We start from the raw sequence: 19329 nt of genomic DNA on the forward strand, positions 1-19329 counted from the left end.
CATCCGAAGGATCCGTCGTGTCTCCATCAGAACAACCGCCCGCCGTCGGACGCGCCTCCGCGTCCCGGATATTGCTGGAGACCGGGACCGTTGCGGTTCTGCGTGCCTCCCGGGCGAGCGCCTATGCCCCCGTCGTGGAAGCACTGGTCAGCGGCGGGGTGCTCAGCATCGAGCTGACCCTGAGCACGCCCGGGGTCTTCGAGGAACTCCCGCGGTTGCAGGAACGGTTCGGCGGCGCGGCCGAGTTCGGCGTAGGCACCGTCACCACGGTCGACGAGACGATCCGCGCGATCGAAGCCGGCGCGTCCTACCTGGTCACCCCCGTGACGGATACCGCGACCATCGCCGCCGCGGTGCAGCACGGCGTCGCCATCTATCCGGGTGGCCTGACCCCCACCGAGCTGTTCAACGGCTGGGCGGCCGGAGCGACGGCGGTCAAGGTCTTCCCCGCATCGGTCGTCGGTCCCGGTTATGTGTCCATGCTGCGGGGCCCCTTCCCCGATATCCAGGTCGTCCCCTCGGGGGGCGTAGGCATCGACGATGCGGCCGCCTGGCTGAAGGCAGGAGCGCTGGCAGTCAGCCTCGGTGGCCCGCTGCTCGGTGATGCCTTCCGGGGCGGGGATCTGCGGCGCCTCACCGAACGGGCAAGCCGCCTCCGGGACCTCGTCGACGAAGCACGGGCGACATCGTGAGTACGGAGCTTGCGGGGCCATATATGGTGACTCTCGGGGAGACGATGGCGCTCCTCACCGCCGAGCATCCCGGACCACTCGCCCATGTGTCATCGATGGGTCTCGGTATCGGCGGCTCCGAATCGAACGTCGCGATCGGCGTCCAGCGGCTCGGCGGAAACGCGGTGTGGTGCGGGCGCACGGGAGCAGACTCCCTCGGCCAGCTCGTCCGCCGCGAGATACGCGCCGAAGGAGTCACCGTCCGCGCCACCGAGGATCCGGCCGCGCCGACGGGCCTGATGCTGAAGGAACGCCGGACGATGGCGACGCAGAAGGTGAGCTACTACCGTGCGGGCAGTGCAGGATCCAGGCTGGCTCCCGAGGACCTGGATGCCGCCCTCATCAGGGGAGCCGCGATCCTCCATGTCAGCGGCATCACGCCCGCTCTCTCGGACTCGGCTGCGGCGACGATCCGCGAGGCCATCGAGATTGCCCGATCAGCAGGGGTGGTCGTCTCGTTCGACCTCAACTACCGGGCGAATCTCTGGAACGCAGCGGACGCGGGGCGCTCGTACCGGGAGTTGATCCCCCTCACCGACATCGTCTTCGCCGGCGACGAGGAGGCAGCGCTGGCCGTCGGACCCGCGGCCGACCCCGCGGACCTGGCCCAGCGGCTGACCGGACTCGGCCCTTCGCAGACGATCATCAAGCTGGGCAGCAAAGGCGCAGTGGCGAGCATCGACGGCGTGATGCATCACCAGCCCGCGGTGCTGATCGAACCTGTCGACACCGTCGGTGCCGGTGACGCATTCGTCGCCGGGTACCTGACGGAGCTGATGGCAGCAAAGGCCCCGTCGGAGCGGCTCGAGCTGGCCGCCAGGACCGGAGCGTTCGCCTGCCTGGCCTACGGAGACTGGGAAGGACTCCCGACACGTGCTGAGCTCGCCCTTCTCGATCAGGGCGAGTCGGTCACGCGATAACCGGCGGAACCGGCTTCCGAGCTCCGAGCTCCGAGCTCCGCCAGTGCACCACAACCACGCAGAAGCCCGACGCCGGGCCCTACACCACCCGCCGCGGCGCCGGGGAGGAATTTCCCCGGCAGGACAGCACTCCCCGGCGACCATCCCGCTGGAAACCGTTGATGCGCCACCGGAGAGCGCTCTGCCGCAGCGGCTGAACGCCCGGCGCACGATCTGCAGGGAGGTCATCGACCCATGTCACCGAAACGCAGGAACGACCGATGTACCTGCTGATCGGCACCGGTTTCACCGGAGCGCTGATCGGTTTCGCCGTCCTCGGCATCCTGTACGTCCTGCAGCTGGCCACGATCTCGGCGACCTTCCCGGCGATGTTCCCCACCCACGTCCGCTTCGCCGGGTTCGCCATCACCTACAACATCGCCACGGCGCTCTTCGGCGGCACGGCCCCCTGGTCAACGAGGCGCTCATCGGCGCGACCGGCAATCTCCTCGTGCCGGCCTTCTACCTGATGGCCGCGTGCCTGGTGAGGATGGCGGCGCTCCCGTTCGCGAGGGAGACCGTGGGGTGCTCGCTCCGCCGAACTGCCCGGGAATCCGACGGCGGCGGAGCGTCGCCAGCCGGTGGCGAACCGCTAGCGCCGTCTTCAGCGAGGCCGACTGCGGGTGCGGCTAGGCGCTGGGTCCGCTGTCCCGTCCCGCCGGCCGATGGCCGGCGACGGCGGCGCGGATGGCGCCCGCCTCGTGCTCGCCCTTCTTGCCGAACGGCAGCAGCTTCAGCAGGGGCTGCACGACCGCCATGACCACGAGGCCCCATGCCAGTCCGAGGACGGCCGAACAGAGGGTGTTCACGAGCCAGGCAAGGAGACCGCCCACCACGGGGACGCCGACGAACGGGTGCTCGAGCACGTGGACCAGGTCGTACGGCGCGTGCCACCCGAGGTCGTAGGCGCCCTGCAGCATGATGTGACCGCCCACCCACAACATCGCGATGGTCCCCACGAGGGTGATCGCCGCCAGGACGCCGGGCATGCCCTTGACGAGCATCCGGCCGAGGCGTTGCGAGCCCTCCGAGTCCTTGGTGGTCAGGTGCAGGCCGATGTCGTCCATCTTGACGATCAGCGCGACCGCGCCGTACACGAGCACCGTGATGGCGAGCGCGACGACGACCAGGATGAGCGCCCGGGCCACCAGGGACTCGTCGGCCACCTCGTTCATCGAGATGACCATGATCTCGCAGGAGAGGATGAAGTCGGTGGTGATGGCGCCCTTGGTGACCCTGGCCTCCGCCTCCGGCCCCCGCTCGACCGCCGGCGCCTTCTTGGACTCGTGGTGGCCGCGGAGCTTGTGCCAGACCTTCTCGGCGCCCTCGTAGCAGAGGTAGGTGCCGCCGAGCATGAGGATGAAAGGGATGATGCCCGGAATGAACGCACTGATAAGCAGCAGGGCCGGCAGGATGAACAGCAGCTTGTTCCGCAGCGAGCCCCAGAAGATCCGCTTGATCATCGGCAGTTCGCGGGACGGATCGGCACCGGAGACGTACTGCGGGGTGACGGCGGCGTCGTCGATGACGACGCCGGCGGCCTTGGCCCCTGCCTTCGCGGCCCCGGCGGCGACGTCATCCACCGAGGCGGCCGCGATGCGGGCCAGGGCTGCGACGTCGTCGAGGAGCGCGACGAGACCGCCGCTCACAGCTCGCTCCCGTGGTGCTCAGGAGAGGGATTCAGGGCGGGGATGCCATAGGAAAGGCGGGCGTTCGGCATGCTCGGAGTATACGTGGGCGGACGACTATGCTGTCGACGCCGTCGGTGGTGGCCGGGAGCGTCCGTCGGTGCTGCGGTCTACTTCGGGAGGGTCTTCCCCTCGGCGTCGAGGTAGTCGCGCCAGGATCGCCGGGCTGTCCAGCCGAGCATCTTCTGGGCCTTCCTGCTGGAGATGCCCGACGCGTCCGTGCGGTCCAGGTCGCGCAGTTCGATCTGATCGCCGTAGTACTTCGTGAGGATCTCGGCGAAGTCGTAGCCGCCGACGTTGTCGGGGGATGCGATGTAGAAGACCTCGTGCCCCGGCAGGTCCGACCCGGTGGCGAGGACGATGGCGTCGGCCAGGTCGTAGACGTCGATGTAGCTCCAGAGATTGGCGCTCAGGTTCGACGCGTCGCGGACCTGCGGTCCGAGGTTGTGCTCGTAGTTGCCCTCGAACTGGACCCAGCTGGGCCGGATGGAGATGCAGCGGATGTCCGCCCGGGCCACCGCGGCGTCCATGAGCTGCTCGCCGAAGTGTTTGGACAGGGCGTAGGGGTCCTGCGGGTGGATCGGGTGCTCCTCGTCCACGGGTGCGTAGTCGGGCAGGAAGTCGCGCTCGGGGAAGAAGAACCCGGGCACGGTCTCGCTCGAGATGTAGACGAAGCGTTTGACGCCGAAGCGGACCGCCGCCTCGAGGACGTTGAACGTGGCCATCAGGTTGGTCTTGAACACGACGTGGGGCGGGTTGCCGGTCGGCTCGGGGATCGCGGCGATGTGCACGACGGCGTCCGCACCGTGGACGACGGCGTAGGCCTCCCCCGCGTCGGTGAGGTCAGCCATCGTGTACCGGGGCGCGTCGTCGGCCTTGCGTTCGAAGCCGGGGCGGGTCAGATCGGTGGTGTGTACCTCGTGGCCGGCGTCGATCATCGCCTGCGTGGTGGCGCGGCCGACCTTCCCGTGGGCGCCGGTGATCAGGACCTTCATGGTGTCTCCTCGGTTGGGGTCGGCCGGGGTGCCGGTCGACCGGGATGGAAGGGGGGGGCGGCCCGGACGGGCTACTCGTCGACCCCGGTGCTCTCGCTGAGCTGCCGCCAGGTCTCGAGCGAGGCGAGCTGCGCCTGGAGGACGCCGGCGTGGGCGGTGGTCGCATCGGCCCCGAGGATCAGCACCTCAGGGGTATCGGCGGAATCCACCGCGGTGATGATCGCCGCGGCTGCCTTGGCGGGGTCCCCGGGCTGCGTGCCGTGGGTGGTGTCGTTCTCCTTGCGGCGCTTGCCCGCGGTGTCGGCGTAGTCGTCGATGGCGTCCGCGGACTGCTGGAGGGACCGGCCGGAGAAGTCGGTGCGGAATCCGCCGGGTTCGACGACCATCGCCGTGATGCCCAGGGGTTCCAGTTCCTTGCGCAGCGAGCCGGTGAGCCCCTCGACCGCGGACTTGACGGCCGCGTAGTAGCCGGAGCCGGCCGGCGTCACCCGCGCGCCGATCGAGGACAGGTTCACGATGGTGCCCTTGCGGCGGGACCGCATCTGCGGCAGGACGGCCTTGATCATGTCCACGGTGCCGAAGAAGTGCGTGTCGAACAGGGTGCGCACATCGCCGTCGTCGCCCTCCTCCACGGCGGCCCGGTACCCGTAGCCGGCGTTGTTGACCAGCACGTCGATCCCGCCGAACGTCCCGGTGCCGCGCTCCACGGCCGCCTGCACCTGGCCGGCGTCCGTCACGTCGAGGGAGAGGGCGAGCGCCGTATCGGGATACGCCGCAGCGAGCTCCTCCACCGTCGAGGCGTCACGGGCCGTGGCCACCACGGTGTCCCCGCGCCCGAGGGCGGCCTCCGCGAGGGCGCGTCCGAGTCCCGTGGAGCAGCCGGTGATCAGCCAGGTGGTCATGATGTCTCCTTCATGGGCCGGCGCTCTACCGACTGTTCACCCAGTCAACGCCATGCCCCGGGTTTTCGTGCGGTCCGTGACGAAACACACACACGCGATGCCCGGTCTGTTTGACACCCCGTGGAACGTGACGCCCAGGCGCTGACACATACCCGCGAAGAACGCAGCCAGCTTGGTGTTTCCTGACAGGTAGCTGGGAGCGCGGACGCGAGTAGCGGGACCGAAGAGACAAGTACGCAGCACTGTGTCCCGATCCGATAAGGCTCCCTACCTTTGGTGAGGCGGCGACGTAGCTGCCCTCACTCACTCACTCAGGAGCAACTCCGTGCGCACTGGTCTCACCGCAACCCCTCTCACCCGCCGCCTCGCCACCGCGGTCCTGCTGCCGGGGCTCCTCGGTGGGGCGCTGTTCCTCGCCCCCCAGGCCTCGGCCACCACCGGGCCGACGTCGGGTATCTGCAACGGTGTGGTGAATCAGCTGGCACACCGCGGCACGGTGCAGGAGAACCTCCTCAAGGCCGCGGCGAAGAAGAACGCCGACACCATCACCAAGCTGCAGGCGGACCGGTCGGCGCTGCAGGCAAGCGCGACGACCCTGAGGACCCAGATCGACGAGGCGAACAAGGCGATTGCTGCCCTCGAAGCCGAGGACGTTCGCCTCGCCACCGCGCTCACGGCAGCCGGAGCGGACCTGGCAGGGGTGACCGCGGAACAGGCGTCCGTGACCAGGACCATCGCCACGACGAAGGATCAGCTGACCGCTCTGCAGTCGCAGCAGACCGCCGCCATCACGGCCCTCGCTCCGGTCCAGGCGCAATTGGCGGAAGCCGAAGCGGCTGCGGCCGACCTCCGGAAGCAGGCCGTCATGGCGACTGCGCAGGTCGATGACCAGCGCGAGGTTGTGCGTCTCGCGAGCGATGCCCTGGCGGGCCTCGAAGCCGCCGCAGTCCAGGCCGCCGGCGGTGTCACGCGCCAGGACGACGCCGTCACGACGGCGAAGGGTGAACTGGCCGGGCTGACTGCGAAGGCACAGGACGCTGCCGGTGCCGTCACCGCTGCCGAGCAGGCCGTCTCGGACGGCGAGAACCTCCTCGGACAGCTTGTCGCCGCCGGCACCACCGCCCAGGCAGAGCTCGACGTGCTGCGCTCCGACATCGCCCGGGCCGGGGAAGCCCTCAGGACACGGCAGGCCGATGCCGCGACGGCTGGTGCGGCGGTCACGGCCAAGAACACCACCATCACGGCCGCGCAGACCGAACTGGCCACCCTGCAGACAGCTGCCGCCCGTGCCGCTGATGCTGTCACCACGCAGACCACGGCTGTCACGACCGCCGAGGCCGCACTCGTCCCGCTCCGTGCCGACGCCACGAAGGCTGGCGACGCGGTCGCCGCGAACACAGCACTCCAGAGCACGGTTGCCGGGGAGATCGCAGAGCTGCAGAAGAACATCGCAGCGGCGAACAGCGAGGTCACCGCGAAGCAGACCGCGCTGACGACGGCGCAGACCCAGTTGGCAGCCCTGACCAAGCAGAGGACCACGCTCCAGGGCGAGATCGCCCGCCTGACCACCGACATCAATGCCATCAATGGCAACTCCCAGCGCAAGCGCGAGCTCGAGGCGACCAAGACACAGAAAGAGCTCGAGCTGGCCGGTCTGAACACCCGGATCACGGACGCGAACGCTCAGATCTCGGGTTTGCAGGGCAACCTCACCGGGCTCAAGACCCAGGTGGACACCCTGAACGCACAGCTGCTGGCGAAGCAGGGGGAGAGCAGTGCCCTGCAGCGGGAGGCCGCTCCCCTGCAGTCCACGCTCACCGCCGCGAACGCCGTCGTCGTGACGAAGGAAGCCGATATCGCGACCCTGAAGTCCCAGCTGCCCGCCCTGCAGACAGCGCTGACCGAGGCCAAGGCCCTCGTCGCCACCCAGCAGGGGAACGTGACTGCCCTGCAGGGTCAGCTGCCGGCCCTCGTCACGGCTGCCGATACCGCCCGCAGCGCTGTGGCAACCCAGGAGAAGGTGGTCGACGATCTCGTCGCCGAGCTGCCCGACCTGACCGACGGTGTCGCCGCTGCCGAGGCCGCCATCACCGCCCAGAAGGACGCCCTGAGCGGACTGCGTACCGACCTCTCCGGCGCGGAGGCCCGACTGGCGTCGGCGACCAGCGCCGTGGCCACCAAGTCGGCGGAACTCACCGGGCTGCAGGATCGCCTGCCCACCCTGCAGGCCGCAGCCGACAGCACGGCGAAGGCAGTGTCGGACAGGCAGTCGGAGATCATCACCCTCAGTGCCGAGATGGATCGCCTGGTGGGCGCATTGGCCGCACTGAACACCGGTATCGCCGGCAAGGAGTCGGATGTCCTGGCACTGCAGGGCCGGGTGGCTCCGCTCCTCGCGCAGCTGGACAAGCTCAACGGTGAGATCAGCGCGACCGAGACCAAGCTCACGTCCCTCCAGGGTCAGCTCACCACCCTCGACAAGCAGGTGACGGACGCCCAGACCGTGCTCCGTGGACTCGAGGCACAGAAGAAGCAGAACAAGGCAGCCATCACCGCCCAGAAGGTGACGGTCGATGGACTCGAGGACAAGCTCGGGGCCGTCCAGGGCCAGATCAAGGCCATCGACGGACAAATCGCGCTCGGCGGTTGTGTCGTCTGACGCACCCGCACGCTGATCTGGGAGGGCTCCGGGACCATGTGTTCCGGGGCCCTCCTCAGCTGATCAGCAGGCAGAACGTGGAGGAGGCCCTGCGCAGGTCGGCGCGCCTGTTCGCGAACCGGCTAGAACGTCAGCACCAGCCGGCCACGGACGCCGCCTGCCTCCAGGCGTCGGTGTGCCTCGGGTGCCTCCTCGGCAGGAAGGGTGCCCGCCATGCTCGGGGTGAGCACTCCGTCCTCGACGGCCTGCCTCAAGGAGTCGAGCTTTGCCTGCGAGTGGTACTCGTCGAACACCCAGGCCGCCTCGAAGCGGATGTCACGGGTCGCCTCACCTTTCCAGCCGCGCACGGAGATGAAGACTCCGCCGTCACGAAGGGCCGGTACGACGTCGTCGTGCAGCAGCGCTGTGTCCGCGATCGCGTCGACGCCGTCCGGGCAGACCTCCCTGATGCGACCGGCAAGGCCCTCGCCGCGATCAAGGATGTGATCGGCGCCGAGGCTCTGCACCAGATCGCGATCCTTCGGTGCTGCGTCTGCGATGACCGTCAGGCCCTGCTGCTTGGCGAGCTGGATCGTGTAGTTGCCGAGCGTTCCGGCGGCACCCGTGACAGCGATGACCTGCCCGGGTTCGAGAGTGGCGAACTCGAGGATCTGCACGGCCGTCAGCCCGTTCATCGGGATGGTGGCAGCCTCCTCGAGCGTGCTGGTGGCCGGGATGCGTGCAACCGAGTCATCGGAGGCCACGAGGTATTCGACATACGCACCCCCGTGCTCTCCGAGCGGCAGGGCGATGGCCATGACCTCGTCACCGACCGTCCACGCACTGCCGGCACCGACTTCGTCGATGACGCCGGCAGCGTCCATGCCGGGCAGGTAGGGCGGCTTGGACTGGCTCATGTCATAGGCACCCGTCCGCACATTCGTGTCCGTCGGGCTGACCGCAGCCGCCCTGACCCGGATACGGACTTCCTTCTCGCCCGGGTGCGGCTCGGGAAGGTCGTGGAGGGTCAGGGCGTCCGGACCGCCGAATTCGGTGACTCCGATTGCTTTGATGACGCATCAACTCCAAGATCTCGTGTTCGGTGCTGCCGGGGACTCTGCAGTCCCAGGCAGGCAGGTCGGGGCAAGGATCCGTCATCGCGATGACCAACCACCCCTGGCTGTGGCCGTCGGCGTCCGCGACGTGGACCTCCGAGTCCCGTTCTCTCCAGAACAGAGGGTCGGCACGAACAATTCCACCGGGCTCGCGCGAAACGTCCCGGCCACCTGCAGCAGGTGACCGGGACATTCGTCGTGCAGCGGGCTACTTCCGGCTCGTCGCGGTGCTCTTGTCGTCGTCGAGCCCGGACTCCGTGTCCGCGTCCGTGTCCGCGTCCGCGAGCTCGGCGTCGGCTGCGATGACAGGTTCGCCGTCGACCTGCTCGCGGTTCTTCTTGGCGCCGTCGCCCCGGGTCTTCATGAGGCTCGCGACGGTGGCGACGAAGACGGTCGCGGCGATGAAGAGGAGCGAGAGCCAGATGGGGATCTCGGGCACCCAGAGGAGCGGCTCGCCGCCGTTGATGAAGGGCAGCTCGTTGACATGCAGGGCGTGGAACACGAGCTTCACGCCGATGAATCCGAGGATCACCGCGAGGCCCTGGGCGAGGTAGACCAGACGCTCGAGGAGTCCGCCGATGAGGAAGAACAGCTGGCGCAGGCCCATGAGGGCGAAGGCGTTGGCGGTGAAGACGATGTACGCCTCATTGGTGAGGCCGTAGATCGCCGGGATGGAGTCCACGGCGAAGATCAGGTCCACGAAGCCGATCGCGATGATGGTGAGCAGCATCGGCGTGACGTAGCGCGTGCCGCCCTTCTTCACGGTGAGCTTGTCCTCGTGGTACTCGTCGGTGACGGGCAGGACACGGCGGACGAGCTGCATGAACCTGCCGTCCGCCGGGTTGGCGTCGTGGCTGCCGAAGGCCTGCTTGTAGGCGAGCACGAGGAGCAGCGCGCCGAAGATGTAGAAGATCCAGGAGAAGTTCTCGATCAGGCCGGCGCCGATGGCGATGAACGCGCCGCGGAGGATCAGGGCGATGATGATGCCGATCATCAGCACCTTCTGCTGGTACTTCTTGGGGACCGCGAAGCCGGTCATCACGATGAGGAAGACGAACAGGTTGTCGATCGAGAGGGCCTTCTCGGTCAGGTAGCCGGCGAAGTACTCACCGCCGAACGTCCAGCCGGAGACGACGCCGATACCGACGCCGAACAGCAGGGCCAGGCCGATGTAGAAGGCGGACCAGCGGGCGGATTCGCCGATGGTCGGTTCGTGGGGTTTGCGCACATGCGCGAAGAACTCGTAGACGAAGAAGAGGATCGTCACGGCAATGGTGATCAACCAGATGGTGGGGGTGACCTGCATGAGGGTGCTCCAAGGGGTAGGCGTCGGACATAGGCGCCAAGGTCTCCTCCGCCCGGCCTGAGCCGGTACCGATGGCCCGGGATGCTTTCCAGCATCCGTAGTGACGAGCCAATCGCAGTCGGGAGTACTCCCCTTGATACGTCCATGCTAACGCATGGGTAACCGCCCGTCGCTCCCAGCGGTGCACGGACACACCCCGCTCGCATTCTCGGACGGTGCGGGTAGCTAGGCTGGGCGGATGGCCACAGTCATCCTCGTGCGGCACGGACGCACCACAGCCAATGCCACCGGAGTTCTGGCCGGGCGGACTCCCGGCGTCAGCCTCGACCAGGTGGGGCGCGACCAGGCGGCCCGGACCGGCGCGCGGCTCGCCCCCGTGCCCGTGGTCGGCGTTGTGTCGAGCCCTCTCGAGCGGTGCCGGCAGACGGCCCGGTTCATCCTCGACCGCCAGACCACGACGCCGCCCGCGCCGGTCGATCCCGATCTCACCGAGTGCGACTACGGGCAGTGGCAGGGCCGCGCACTCAAGGAGCTCGCGACCGAGGGGTTGTGGTCGGTGGTGCAGTCGCAGCCGTCCGCCGTCATCTTTCCCGGCGGCGAATCCATGGCCGCGATGCAGGCCCGGTCGGTGGCAGCGGTCCGACGCCACGACGCGGCCTTCGAGGCCGAGCACGGACCGGGAGCCGTGTGGGTGGCGGTGAGTCACGGCGACATCATCAAGTCGATCCTGGCCGACGCGCTCGGCATGCACCTCGACCTCTTCCAGCGCATCGACGTCGGGCCGGCCTCGGTGTCGATCGTGCGCTACGGCGCCGGTCGGCCGACCGTCCACGCGACCAACACCGACGCCGGGGACCTGTCCTGGCTGGCCAACACACCGCCCACGGGCGACGCGCCCGTGGGCGGTGGTGCGGGACACACGGCCCCGCCGGCCCGATGAGCCTAAAATAGAGCCATGCCTACAACTGTTCACGAGTTCGCCTGGCCTGACCGCGTCGTCGTCGGCACCATCGGCGTTCCGGGGGAGCGCACGTTCTACCTGCAGGTGCGCACGGGGAAGCAGATCGTGAGCATCGCCCTGGAGAAGCAGCAGTCGGCCCAGCTGGCGGAGAAGATCGACGAGATCCTCGACCAGCTGATCACCCTCGAGGGCAACCCCTTCAGCGTTCCCACGAGCACGCCGATCGAACTCGTCGACAACGACCAGCTCGAGCCCGTCGAGGAGCAGTTCCGCACTGGCGTCATGAGCCTGGGGTGGGACCCGACGACGGCGCAGATCGTCATCGAGGCCTACCCGATCGTCGAGGTCGAGAACGAGTCCGACGCCGTCGAGGTGTTCCTCGATGACGACGACGCCGACGCATCCGAGGTGCTGCGCGTGCGCATGCCGGTCGGCACCGCCCGCGCCTTCGCCAAGCGCACCCTCGAGGTCGTGGGGGCAGGCCGTCCCACGTGCCCGATCTGCGGGTACCCCATCGACGCAGACGGGCACACCTGCACCCTCCCCGAGGTCTGATGCCGGCGCCGGACCTCGTGACCACCGAGCTGACGCTCACGGGCCGGATCACGACGGCGTCGAACGCCACTTTCCTGGGCAGCATCGGCGACGCGGCGGTCGTGTACAAGCCGGTCCGGGGCGAGAAGCCGCTGTGGGACTTCCCCGATGGGCACCTGGCCCATCGGGAGGTTGCCGCGTACCTGGTCTCGGAGGTCCTCGGATGGAACATCGTGCCGCGCACCTGGCTGCGCGAGGGCCCGTTCGGCGAGGGCATGGTGCAGTTCTGGCAGGAGACGGACCCCGATCAGGACGCGGTGGACCTCGTCCCGATGGACGACGTGCCGGAGACGGGCTGGAGACACGTCCTCGACGGCCAGGACGAGGAGGGACGCATCGTCGCCCTCGTCCATGAGGACACACCGGCGCTGAGGCGCATGGCGGTGTTCGACGTCGTGGTGAACAACGCCGACCGCAAGGGCGACCACATCCTCGAGATGGCGGACGGACACCGGTACGGCGTGGACCACGGGCTCACCTTCCACAGCGACCACAAGCTGCGGACGGTTCTGTGGGGGTGGGTCGGCGAGGCGCTGACTGCCGAGGAGTCCGAGGGCATCAACCGTGTCAGCCATGCGCTGCAGGGCGATCTGGGTCGGGACCTGGCAGAGTTGCTCACCGCCGACGAGATCTCCTCACTCGCCGCACGCTGTGCCGCCCTGCGCGCCACGGGGCGGTTCCCGGGTCCGCGCGGCGGGATGCCGGCGGTTCCCTGGCCCCTGTTCTAGGCTCGCTGCGGGCGTGGATCAGTGCCGGCGGTCAGGGTTTCGTCTCTCTTCGCCTTGAGGAAGAGCATCTCATCGGGAGACAACCAGTGCTCTCCACGCTCGTCGAGGTGGAGGGTCTCACCCGTGCCGCTCTGCACCTGGTTGACGAAGGCCCGCGGCAGGACCATCGTCCCGGGATTGCGCAGAAGCCACTGCTGGATATCGGTGTCGAGCGTCGTCCACAAAGCACTGATGCTGGTCATGATGTGTCCTTCGGGCCAGGGTTGTGACAGAAGCGCCCCGGTGCGGCGTGCCCCGGGTTCCACTTCATACAACCCTGTGCCCGCGCGGGGCAGTAGGGCACAACGTCCCGGCGGTACGTGGCACCGGCGGTCGGCGCAGACGGGGTCACCCGCACCGGCATCAGCCGTACGTCCCGTCCTCGGCCGCGATGGCAAGGGGACGTAAGGCCCTGCCGTGAGGAAGGGGGACACGTCATGCTGATGGTTGGCGTCAGCGGGCGTCGGGTCTTAGGTGAAAAGGGAAAGTGCGGGGTCGCCGGCGATGAGGATAAGCAGATGAAGGACGTCACGGTGTTCCTTCTGGATGACCATGAGCTGGTCCGGCGGGGTCTTCGGGAGCTGCTGGAGGCCGAGGGGTGCATCATCGTCGGAGAGTCCGGTTCCGCCGAGGAGGCCACGCGCCGGATTCCGGCCCTGTCGCCCGATATCTCGATCCTGGACGCGAGGCTTCCGGACGGAACCGGCATCGAGGTCTGCCGGGATGTGCGGTCGATCGATCCGTCCCTGGCGTGTCTCATCCTGACCAGTTACGACGATGATCTGGCGGTGCGCGGTGCGGTGCTTGCCGGCGCCTCGGGTTACATCCTGAAGGAGATCCTCGGTTCCGACCTGGTCGGCAAGGCCCGCCGGGCCGCTGCGGGTGAGTCCCTGTTCGGGCCCGGCCTCAAGGAGCGCATCATCGCCGGGTTTCACGACGCGCCGGAGGAAGACGTACGCCTGGCCGGCCTGACGACGCAGGAGAAGAAGGTTCTGGCCCTGATCGGGGGCGGGCTGACGAACCGGGAGATCGGCGCGCAGCTGTTCCTGGCCGAGAAGACCGTGAAGAACTATGTGTCCTCGCTCCTGGCGAAGCTGGGATTCCAGCGCCGCACGCAGGCCGCCGTCTATATCACCGGGCCTGTAGAACCGCCGGCCCCGACCCCTATTCGATAGTTGCACGTATCGGTGAAGGTGTTGGACAGGAGGTGAGGGGCACGGTCAGCAGGACAGTTGTTCCCTTGCCCGGGGGACTCGAGATGGACAGGGTGCCTCCGCAGAGTTCGGCGCGGCGGCGCATGTTCGCCAGTCCGCTGCGGGAAGGGGTCCGCTCGAACCCGGACCCGTCATCGGTGATGCTCAACTCCAGACGGTCCGGAAGAGCCCGCAACGTCGTCGTGATGGATCGCGCGTGGGCGTGCCGGAGTGCGTTGGACAGGCCCTCGAGAAGGATCGCTCGCACGTGGTCGGCGCATTCGGTATCGATGGCGGCGTCGAGGGGCCCGGCGAGTTGCAGGACGGGTTGGAGGTCGTGGCCGTCGAACGCGGCCGCGACGAGGGCGAAGATGCTGGAGGTGAACCTCAGGGTGCTCTGAGGGATGGAGCGAAGCGAGTAGATGGTGTCGCGCAGTTCCCTGATCGTGGCGTCCAGTTCGCCTGTGACGGCGTCGATCCGATCACGTACTTCAGCGTCCGGCAGGTACTTGCGCAGACTCTGGATGCTCAGGCCCGCCGCGAAAAGACGCTGGATGACCAGGTCGTGGAGATCGCGTGCGATCCGGTCCCGGTCACCGAACACCGCTTCCTGCTCCCGCTGCCGGTGGACGCGCAGCAGTTCCAGGGCCAGGGACACGTGGGAGGTGAACGAGCGCACCATCTCGAGGTCGACGTCGGAGAACCCCGAGGAGCTCTCCTGCCGGCCGAAGAGAAGGAACTGCCGCTCCCCCGAGCCCGCCAGTCGTGTGATGAGGGCGGTCGATATGCTCGCCGGCGGAGCTCCTGGAAGGAGTCTGTTGATATCCTCTTCCGTCAGCAGCAGGGGCGCCGACTGCGCTGTCAGCCCATCCAACTGGATGTTGTCAGCTCCTGATTGTCCGACCAGAGCGCCGGCACTGACGCCGCTGGCAGCTTCGCAGATCAGGCCGCGCTGATGACCGAAATCACGCAGGACGACCGTGAGGCCGCTGTGGGACGCTCGCAGAGCATGATGTGCGACCAGCTCGAGGTCGTCACGGACATCGTCGGTCTGCTCGAGGAGTTCCCGGGCAGCGTCCAGCCCTCCCTCGAGCCACCGCGTCCGCCGGCTCGAGTCGTCGAAGAGACGCGAATTCTCAATCGCGACGCCCGCCGCGGCCGCCAGCGCGACCAGCAGTTCCTCATCGGTATCAGTGAAATCCCCTCCCCCGTTCTTCTCGGTGAGGTACAGATTCCCGAAAACAGTTCCGTGGATCCGGATCGGGACACCGAGGAAGGAACGCATCTGCGGGTGATGGGCGGGGAACCCGACGGAAAGCCCATGCCCGCGCAGATCACGAAGCCGCACCGGGCGCGGTTCAGAGAGCAACAAACCCAGGACACCAAGCCCCTGAGGAGGAGATCCCACCCGTATGACCTCACCATCACCCAGGCCGACGGTGATGAAAGGACCCAGCGTCCGGTCCGCGCCGATCACACCCAATGCCCCGAAACGGGCGTCGACCAGCTCACAGGAGGCCGTAATCACCCGGTCAAGGACGGTATCCAAATCAATGTCCTCAGCCATCGCCGCGAAACCGGCGAGCAGGTTACTGATCCCGGCAGTCGTGCCACCGGTCGGGTCCACTCGGGTCGTCGCTGTTGATCGGTGCTTGGCAATTGCGACCACTGGACGCTCCAAGGGTGTCGGTGGGCCTCGCCCCAGGAACTGGCAACTTGTCGATGCAATCCTTGTGCTGACGATGGCGAGGTGTGGAGGCACGGGATCCTCGTGCAGCAGATACCCGAAAGAGTCGGGTCTCAGACGGGACCGGCACCCGTGTCCGTCTCGGACAGTGTGATGACGAGGGTCAGGCAGGGCGGGCGCAGGAGCACTGTGTGTGTCACCGAGCCGATTCCCATCCCTGCCCCGGCGCCGCGCCCGTGGCGACCGATCACCAGGAGGGCTGCGTCCTGGCTGTGTCTGGTCAGAGCCCGTGCCGGGGCGCGCTGGGCGTCCACGATCCAGCTCACTCCCAGGGACGGGTAGGCGGCGTGAATGGCCGAAAGCATTCTGGGAGCACTGGCGGCCAGCGTGTCCGAGGCCTGTGATCCCGGTTTCACGGCTGCGATCACTCGTAGTGCAGCATCCAGCCGATGTGCTTCGGCAGCCGCCCGGATCAAAGCCGCGTCGGACGCCGCTGAACCATCCACGCCGACCACGACGTGCCCGTGGGCGGTACCGTTCTTGTCGCCGTTGTCCAGAGGACCGGTCGGGATGACCAGGACCGGGGCGAGCGACCCCAACACGACCTGGATGGCCACGGAACCCTGGAAGACACCAGTGAGGGTGTTCACCCGGTCCGCGCCGACGACGAGCAGAGATGCGTCGGCTGAGAGTCCCAGGAGGGCATTGACGACATCGCCGCAGTGCAGATAGGTGCCCACCTGCACGGTCGGGTATTTGATGGACAACCGAGTGGCTTCGTCCTGCAGCATTCTCCGGCCCGCGGTGACCACGTCTGCATAGCAGGTGCCGGGAGGCATCGAATCGGCGGCGGGAACAGCATGGACGAGTGTCAGCGGAAGATCGGTTGCTCTCGCACGACGGGCAGCCCACTCGAGGGACACATTGACTGACAACGGACCCCGTATGGCGACCAGAATAGCCCGCCGCTCCACGGGAGACGGCAGTACCGGGTCCTGAGGTCGAGCGACCGTCAGCACGGGAATCTCACGCCTGCCACTGGTCGGTGTACTGGTCGGTGTACGGGTCGGTCGATGTTGCGGTGCCGGATCGTCATCTGCCCTGTCCTTACCGTTGGCGCGACCGCAGAAGATTTACTTGCTGCAGCACGAGCGCCCCTTCGACGGGGCGACACTCACGACCCGGGGCGGGCCGCTTCCATTCAACCATCGCCGTAAGCAGCCCACTCGGTCAGGGCCTTTCGGCCCTGATTAGGCGAGCCATTTCTCCGTACGGTGGGTCGAGGAGACGGCCGAGCATCAGCGCCGGTCGAAGGCAGGCGATGCACTCCCGCGTCCGCCGCTGTTTCGAGCCACCGACAAAGGGTCTCCATCAGCAAGGGACAAGGACGCACCATGACGACAACGCCCAACCAGGACGCCTACTGGGACTCCCCCGGCACTCTGCGCACCTCTGAGCAGCTCACGCCCTCCCAGTGCTGGGCCTTGGCGACGACACAGACCATGGGCCGGCTCGGTTTCTACCGTGACGGGCTCCTGGACATCTTCCCCGTGAACTACTTCATCCTGGACGACCACGTGTACTTCCGCACCTCCGCCGACGGCACCATCGCCACGAGCTACCTCGACCACGCCGCGTTCCAGATCGACCACGTGGCCAAGGACACCCCCGACGGTTGGACCATCCTCCTCAACGGTCCCGCCACGCCTGTGACGGATTCCGCGCTCCTGACGATCCTGTGGGGCAAAGCCGTCGATGAGCCCTGGGCGCCGGGTCAGCGTGATCTCTTCTACAGCCTGACCCCCACCCTCGTGAGGGGCCGCCGGGTGGGCACCACCCACTAGTGCCCGCTAGTGCCACCGAGGACAACCATCAGGGCCATCCAGCATCGCGACCAGAGAGACGAGACAGAACTTGACGCGCTACAGCTCTCAGGATCAGAAGAGCGCCCAGCACAGTGAGCTTGGTTCACTGGACGACGCTCGTTCGGCCCTGGCGGCCGACGTCGCGTTGCTCGCGCGGGCGATACCCCTGCGCATGCCCCATGGAAGCTCGGAGACCCGCCCCCCGGAGCAATCCGGTGTCCCTTCCGAGGACAGGCAGGCCCTTCTGCGTGCGGCGATCGCGGACCTGAACGTGATGTACGTCGTCCTTCACGACGATCGGCGCTGATCCTTCCCCACCTGTCACGGGCAACAGGAACGGATGGTCGTCAGGGTCGCCGGATCCAGTGGGTGTGTTCCGCGCAGCTTTCCCGAGGAGATTGATCGGCACGGCGAACGCGCGCGACACGCCTCCCTCGCCTGCTCCGCGTTCCTCGTTCGTTCATGACGGAGATAACGCACGAACTCTGCCCAGCAGAGGCTAAACTGGCCGTACTAAGTGTCTGCCCGGGGCTATTCCGGTTCCTCGGTGGTGTTTTGAAGAGCACGGACACGCATCGTTTCCCGGTCGAAGCCGAAGCAGGCCCCGAATGACCGCTCACACCCAGCAACACAGCACCTGGCTCGCAGCCCACCACGCAGACCTGACCGCCGAGGACCTGTGGCTCCACTACTACAGCATCTGCGGCAACCTGACGCTCTTCGAGCTGGACGCCTATCTGCACGGCATGCTCGCACTGCCGCAGGGCGAGCGGAACCTCGTCGCGATGGCTCTGAACGAACTGATCGACGATCTCCCCCCACGCCCCAAAGCCGAATTCGTGCACGGTCCGGCCCTGGACTAGCACTCTTTCCCCTGTGCCACCCACCGGTCCCGAGCGGCGGGACGGTCCGCACGAAAGCTGGTCACCCGATGTCCGTACCCGGCAACTCGCCATCCTCCTTCACTGCCGGCCACCCTGCCGGCCACCCTGCCGGCCACCCTGCCGGCCACCCTGCTGAGCGCCTGATCGATCCCGAGCGGGTAGAACCGGGGTCGTTCTCGGACACGATTCAGGATCTCGTCCTGGACAGCCCCGACATCGGTGCCTTCCTCGAGGGTCTTTCCCGGCAGGCCGCCACCACCCTGTCGCGCCCGGATTCCGAGATCCACTGTGCTGTCCTGCTGGAGCGGCCGCGGGTGCGGGCGACAATGGCGGGCAGCAGCCCCGAAGCCAGGGCGATGGACGAGGTCCAGTTCAGGTACAACGACGGACCCTGCCTGCGAGCAGCACGAGAGCAGGCACCGTGCACGGTGGAGGACTTCCGGGCCGACACCCGCTTCGGCAGATATACCACCAGCATTCTGCACACCGGGATACGGTCCGCCCTCGGGATTCCCATACCGCTCGAGGGTGATGCGCTGGCGGCACTGGACCTGTACTCCTCTCGGCCCGGTGAGTTCGATGAGGAACGCTTCCAGGCAGCACTCCATCTCGCCGCGGAGGCGTCCCGGGCGCTGCGGACCGCGGTGCGGATCGCCCGCTTCAGCGACACAGCGCGGAACCTGCACAGCGCGATGGACAGCCGGGCGACGATCCAGCTCGCGGCCGGCATCATCATGGGGCAGAACAGGTGCAGCCACGACACCGCGATGACCATCCTGAAGTCCGCTTCCAGCGGCAGGAACATCAAGCTCAAGGACGTGGCCGCCGCGGTCCTGCTCTCCATCGGGCAGCACCCACCCACCGCACACTTCGACTCCTGAACCTGACCCCGGCGGCACCTTCCTGCCAGGCAGCACAGGAAGCAGGGAGCCAGGCCGCGCCCGGAATTTCCCTATGCCGGCCGTGTCGGTAATATTCTGGGGCGGATGCCGTGTGAGCGGGGTCCATCGGGGTTGAGCAGACAGCCCCCAACCGGCAGGGGTG

The 19329-nt window shown here is 67.6% G+C and carries 19 protein-coding genes and 1 pseudogene; 11 read left to right on the forward strand and 9 right to left on the reverse strand.

Going from position 1 to position 19329, the window contains the following annotated elements; genetic code table 11:
• Positions 1-17: 17 nt before the first annotated feature.
• The 3 genes from AC4D2C_RS01600 to AC4D2C_RS01610 all read left to right on the forward strand — a co-directional run bounded on the left by AC4D2C_RS01600 (position 18) and on the right by AC4D2C_RS01610 (position 2160).
• Positions 18-692, forward strand: a complete 675-nt coding sequence (locus AC4D2C_RS01600) for a bifunctional 4-hydroxy-2-oxoglutarate aldolase/2-dehydro-3-deoxy-phosphogluconate aldolase (protein ID WP_490911895.1) — start codon at positions 18-20, stop codon at positions 690-692.
• Positions 689-1651, forward strand: coding sequence for a sugar kinase (locus tag AC4D2C_RS01605; protein WP_490911897.1), 963 nt, complete (start codon positions 689-691; stop codon positions 1649-1651). Before AC4D2C_RS01600 ends, AC4D2C_RS01605 begins: the two co-directional genes overlap by 4 nt.
• Positions 1652-1911: 260 nt before the next feature.
• Positions 1912-2160 carry a hypothetical protein gene (locus AC4D2C_RS01610; protein WP_490911898.1) on the forward strand — a complete coding sequence of 83 codons (249 nt, stop codon included), beginning with the start codon at positions 1912-1914 and terminating at the stop codon, positions 2158-2160.
• Between the two features lie 159 nt (positions 2161-2319).
• Here AC4D2C_RS01610 and AC4D2C_RS01615 read toward each other — a convergent pair whose 3' ends face one another.
• From AC4D2C_RS01615 to AC4D2C_RS01625, 3 genes are all read right to left on the reverse strand, one after another.
• A complete protein-coding gene (locus tag AC4D2C_RS01615; protein ID WP_490911900.1) occupies positions 2320-3339 on the reverse strand; it encodes a DUF808 domain-containing protein in 1020 nt (339 codons plus the stop codon).
• A gap of 149 nt (positions 3340-3488) precedes the next feature.
• Positions 3489-4373 (reverse strand): NAD-dependent epimerase/dehydratase family protein, encoded by an 885-nt coding sequence (locus AC4D2C_RS01620; RefSeq protein WP_490911901.1) that lies wholly within the window; start codon positions 4371-4373, stop codon positions 3489-3491.
• Positions 4374-4444: 71 nt separating this feature from the next.
• Positions 4445-5275, reverse strand: a complete 831-nt coding sequence (locus AC4D2C_RS01625; RefSeq protein ID WP_490911902.1) for an oxidoreductase — start codon at positions 5273-5275, stop codon at positions 4445-4447.
• A 325-nt stretch (positions 5276-5600) separates the two neighbouring features.
• Here AC4D2C_RS01625 and AC4D2C_RS01630 point away from each other — a divergent pair, with 325 nt between their 5' ends.
• Complete coding sequence (locus tag AC4D2C_RS01630; protein WP_490911904.1) at positions 5601-7934, forward strand: coiled-coil domain-containing protein; 2334 nt, start codon at positions 5601-5603, stop codon at positions 7932-7934.
• Positions 7935-8056: 122 nt separating this feature from the next.
• Here AC4D2C_RS01630 and AC4D2C_RS01635 read toward each other — a convergent pair whose 3' ends face one another.
• Both AC4D2C_RS01635 and AC4D2C_RS01640 read right to left on the reverse strand, forming a co-directional pair.
• The gene (locus AC4D2C_RS01635; protein WP_490913002.1) at positions 8057-8986 is read right to left on the reverse strand and encodes an NADP-dependent oxidoreductase; all 930 of its coding nucleotides are present in this window, start codon (positions 8984-8986) and stop codon (positions 8057-8059) included.
• Between the two features lie 250 nt (positions 8987-9236).
• Complete coding sequence (locus AC4D2C_RS01640; RefSeq protein WP_490911905.1) at positions 9237-10334, reverse strand: TerC family protein; 1098 nt, start codon at positions 10332-10334, stop codon at positions 9237-9239.
• 238 nt (positions 10335-10572) lie between these two features.
• On the opposite strand from AC4D2C_RS01640, the gene AC4D2C_RS01645 reads away from it, so the two are divergent.
• From AC4D2C_RS01645 to AC4D2C_RS01655, 3 genes are read left to right on the forward strand one after another with little or no spacing between them, the layout of a single operon-like run.
• The gene (locus AC4D2C_RS01645; RefSeq protein WP_490911907.1) at positions 10573-11274 is read left to right on the forward strand and encodes a histidine phosphatase family protein; all 702 of its coding nucleotides are present in this window, start codon (positions 10573-10575) and stop codon (positions 11272-11274) included.
• Between the two features lie 15 nt (positions 11275-11289).
• Positions 11290-11850 (forward strand): DUF3090 domain-containing protein, encoded by a 561-nt coding sequence (locus AC4D2C_RS01650; protein WP_490904841.1) that lies wholly within the window; start codon positions 11290-11292, stop codon positions 11848-11850.
• The gene (locus tag AC4D2C_RS01655; RefSeq protein WP_490911908.1) at positions 11850-12617 is read left to right on the forward strand and encodes an SCO1664 family protein; all 768 of its coding nucleotides are present in this window, start codon (positions 11850-11852) and stop codon (positions 12615-12617) included. The genes AC4D2C_RS01650 and AC4D2C_RS01655 overlap by 1 nt, the downstream gene beginning before the upstream one ends.
• On the opposite strand, the gene AC4D2C_RS01660 is transcribed toward AC4D2C_RS01655, so the two are convergent.
• Positions 12614-12859, reverse strand: a complete 246-nt coding sequence (locus tag AC4D2C_RS01660) for a hypothetical protein (protein WP_490911910.1) — start codon at positions 12857-12859, stop codon at positions 12614-12616. The two genes, AC4D2C_RS01655 and AC4D2C_RS01660, sit on opposite strands and share 4 nt — an antisense overlap.
• Before the next feature lie 315 nt (positions 12860-13174).
• On the opposite strand from AC4D2C_RS01660, the gene AC4D2C_RS01665 reads away from it, so the two are divergent.
• Entirely contained in the window at positions 13175-13831 is a 657-nt protein-coding gene (locus AC4D2C_RS01665) for a response regulator (RefSeq protein ID WP_490911912.1), read from the forward strand.
• Here AC4D2C_RS01665 and AC4D2C_RS01670 read toward each other — a convergent pair.
• From AC4D2C_RS01670 to AC4D2C_RS01680, 3 genes and pseudogenes are all read right to left on the reverse strand, one after another.
• Positions 13821-14723: a sensor histidine kinase gene (locus tag AC4D2C_RS01670; RefSeq protein ID WP_490913003.1), complete on the reverse strand. Its 903-nt coding sequence runs from the start codon at positions 14721-14723 to the stop codon at positions 13821-13823. The genes AC4D2C_RS01665 and AC4D2C_RS01670 overlap by 11 nt on opposite strands.
• Before the next feature lie 321 nt (positions 14724-15044).
• A pseudogene (locus tag AC4D2C_RS01675) lies at positions 15045-15416 on the reverse strand (GAF domain-containing protein); the annotation flags it as partial.
• 233 nt (positions 15417-15649) lie between these two features.
• Positions 15650-16555, reverse strand: coding sequence for a universal stress protein (locus AC4D2C_RS01680; RefSeq protein WP_490911914.1), 906 nt, complete (start codon positions 16553-16555; stop codon positions 15650-15652).
• Between the two features lie 375 nt (positions 16556-16930).
• Between AC4D2C_RS01680 and AC4D2C_RS01685 the strand changes: the two genes are divergently transcribed.
• The 3 genes from AC4D2C_RS01685 (at position 16931) to AC4D2C_RS01695 (ending at position 19166) form a co-directional block, all read left to right on the forward strand.
• Positions 16931-17380, forward strand: a complete 450-nt coding sequence (locus AC4D2C_RS01685) for a pyridoxamine 5'-phosphate oxidase family protein (RefSeq protein ID WP_490911916.1) — start codon at positions 16931-16933, stop codon at positions 17378-17380.
• A gap of 629 nt (positions 17381-18009) precedes the next feature.
• Positions 18010-18264 (forward strand): hypothetical protein, encoded by a 255-nt coding sequence (locus AC4D2C_RS01690; RefSeq protein WP_490911918.1) that lies wholly within the window; start codon positions 18010-18012, stop codon positions 18262-18264.
• Between the two features lie 68 nt (positions 18265-18332).
• Positions 18333-19166, forward strand: coding sequence for a GAF and ANTAR domain-containing protein (locus tag AC4D2C_RS01695; protein WP_490911920.1), 834 nt, complete (start codon positions 18333-18335; stop codon positions 19164-19166).
• The last annotated feature ends 163 nt before the right edge of the window (positions 19167-19329 follow it).

This window comes from Arthrobacter sp. TJ-240, from assembly GCF_058269195.1.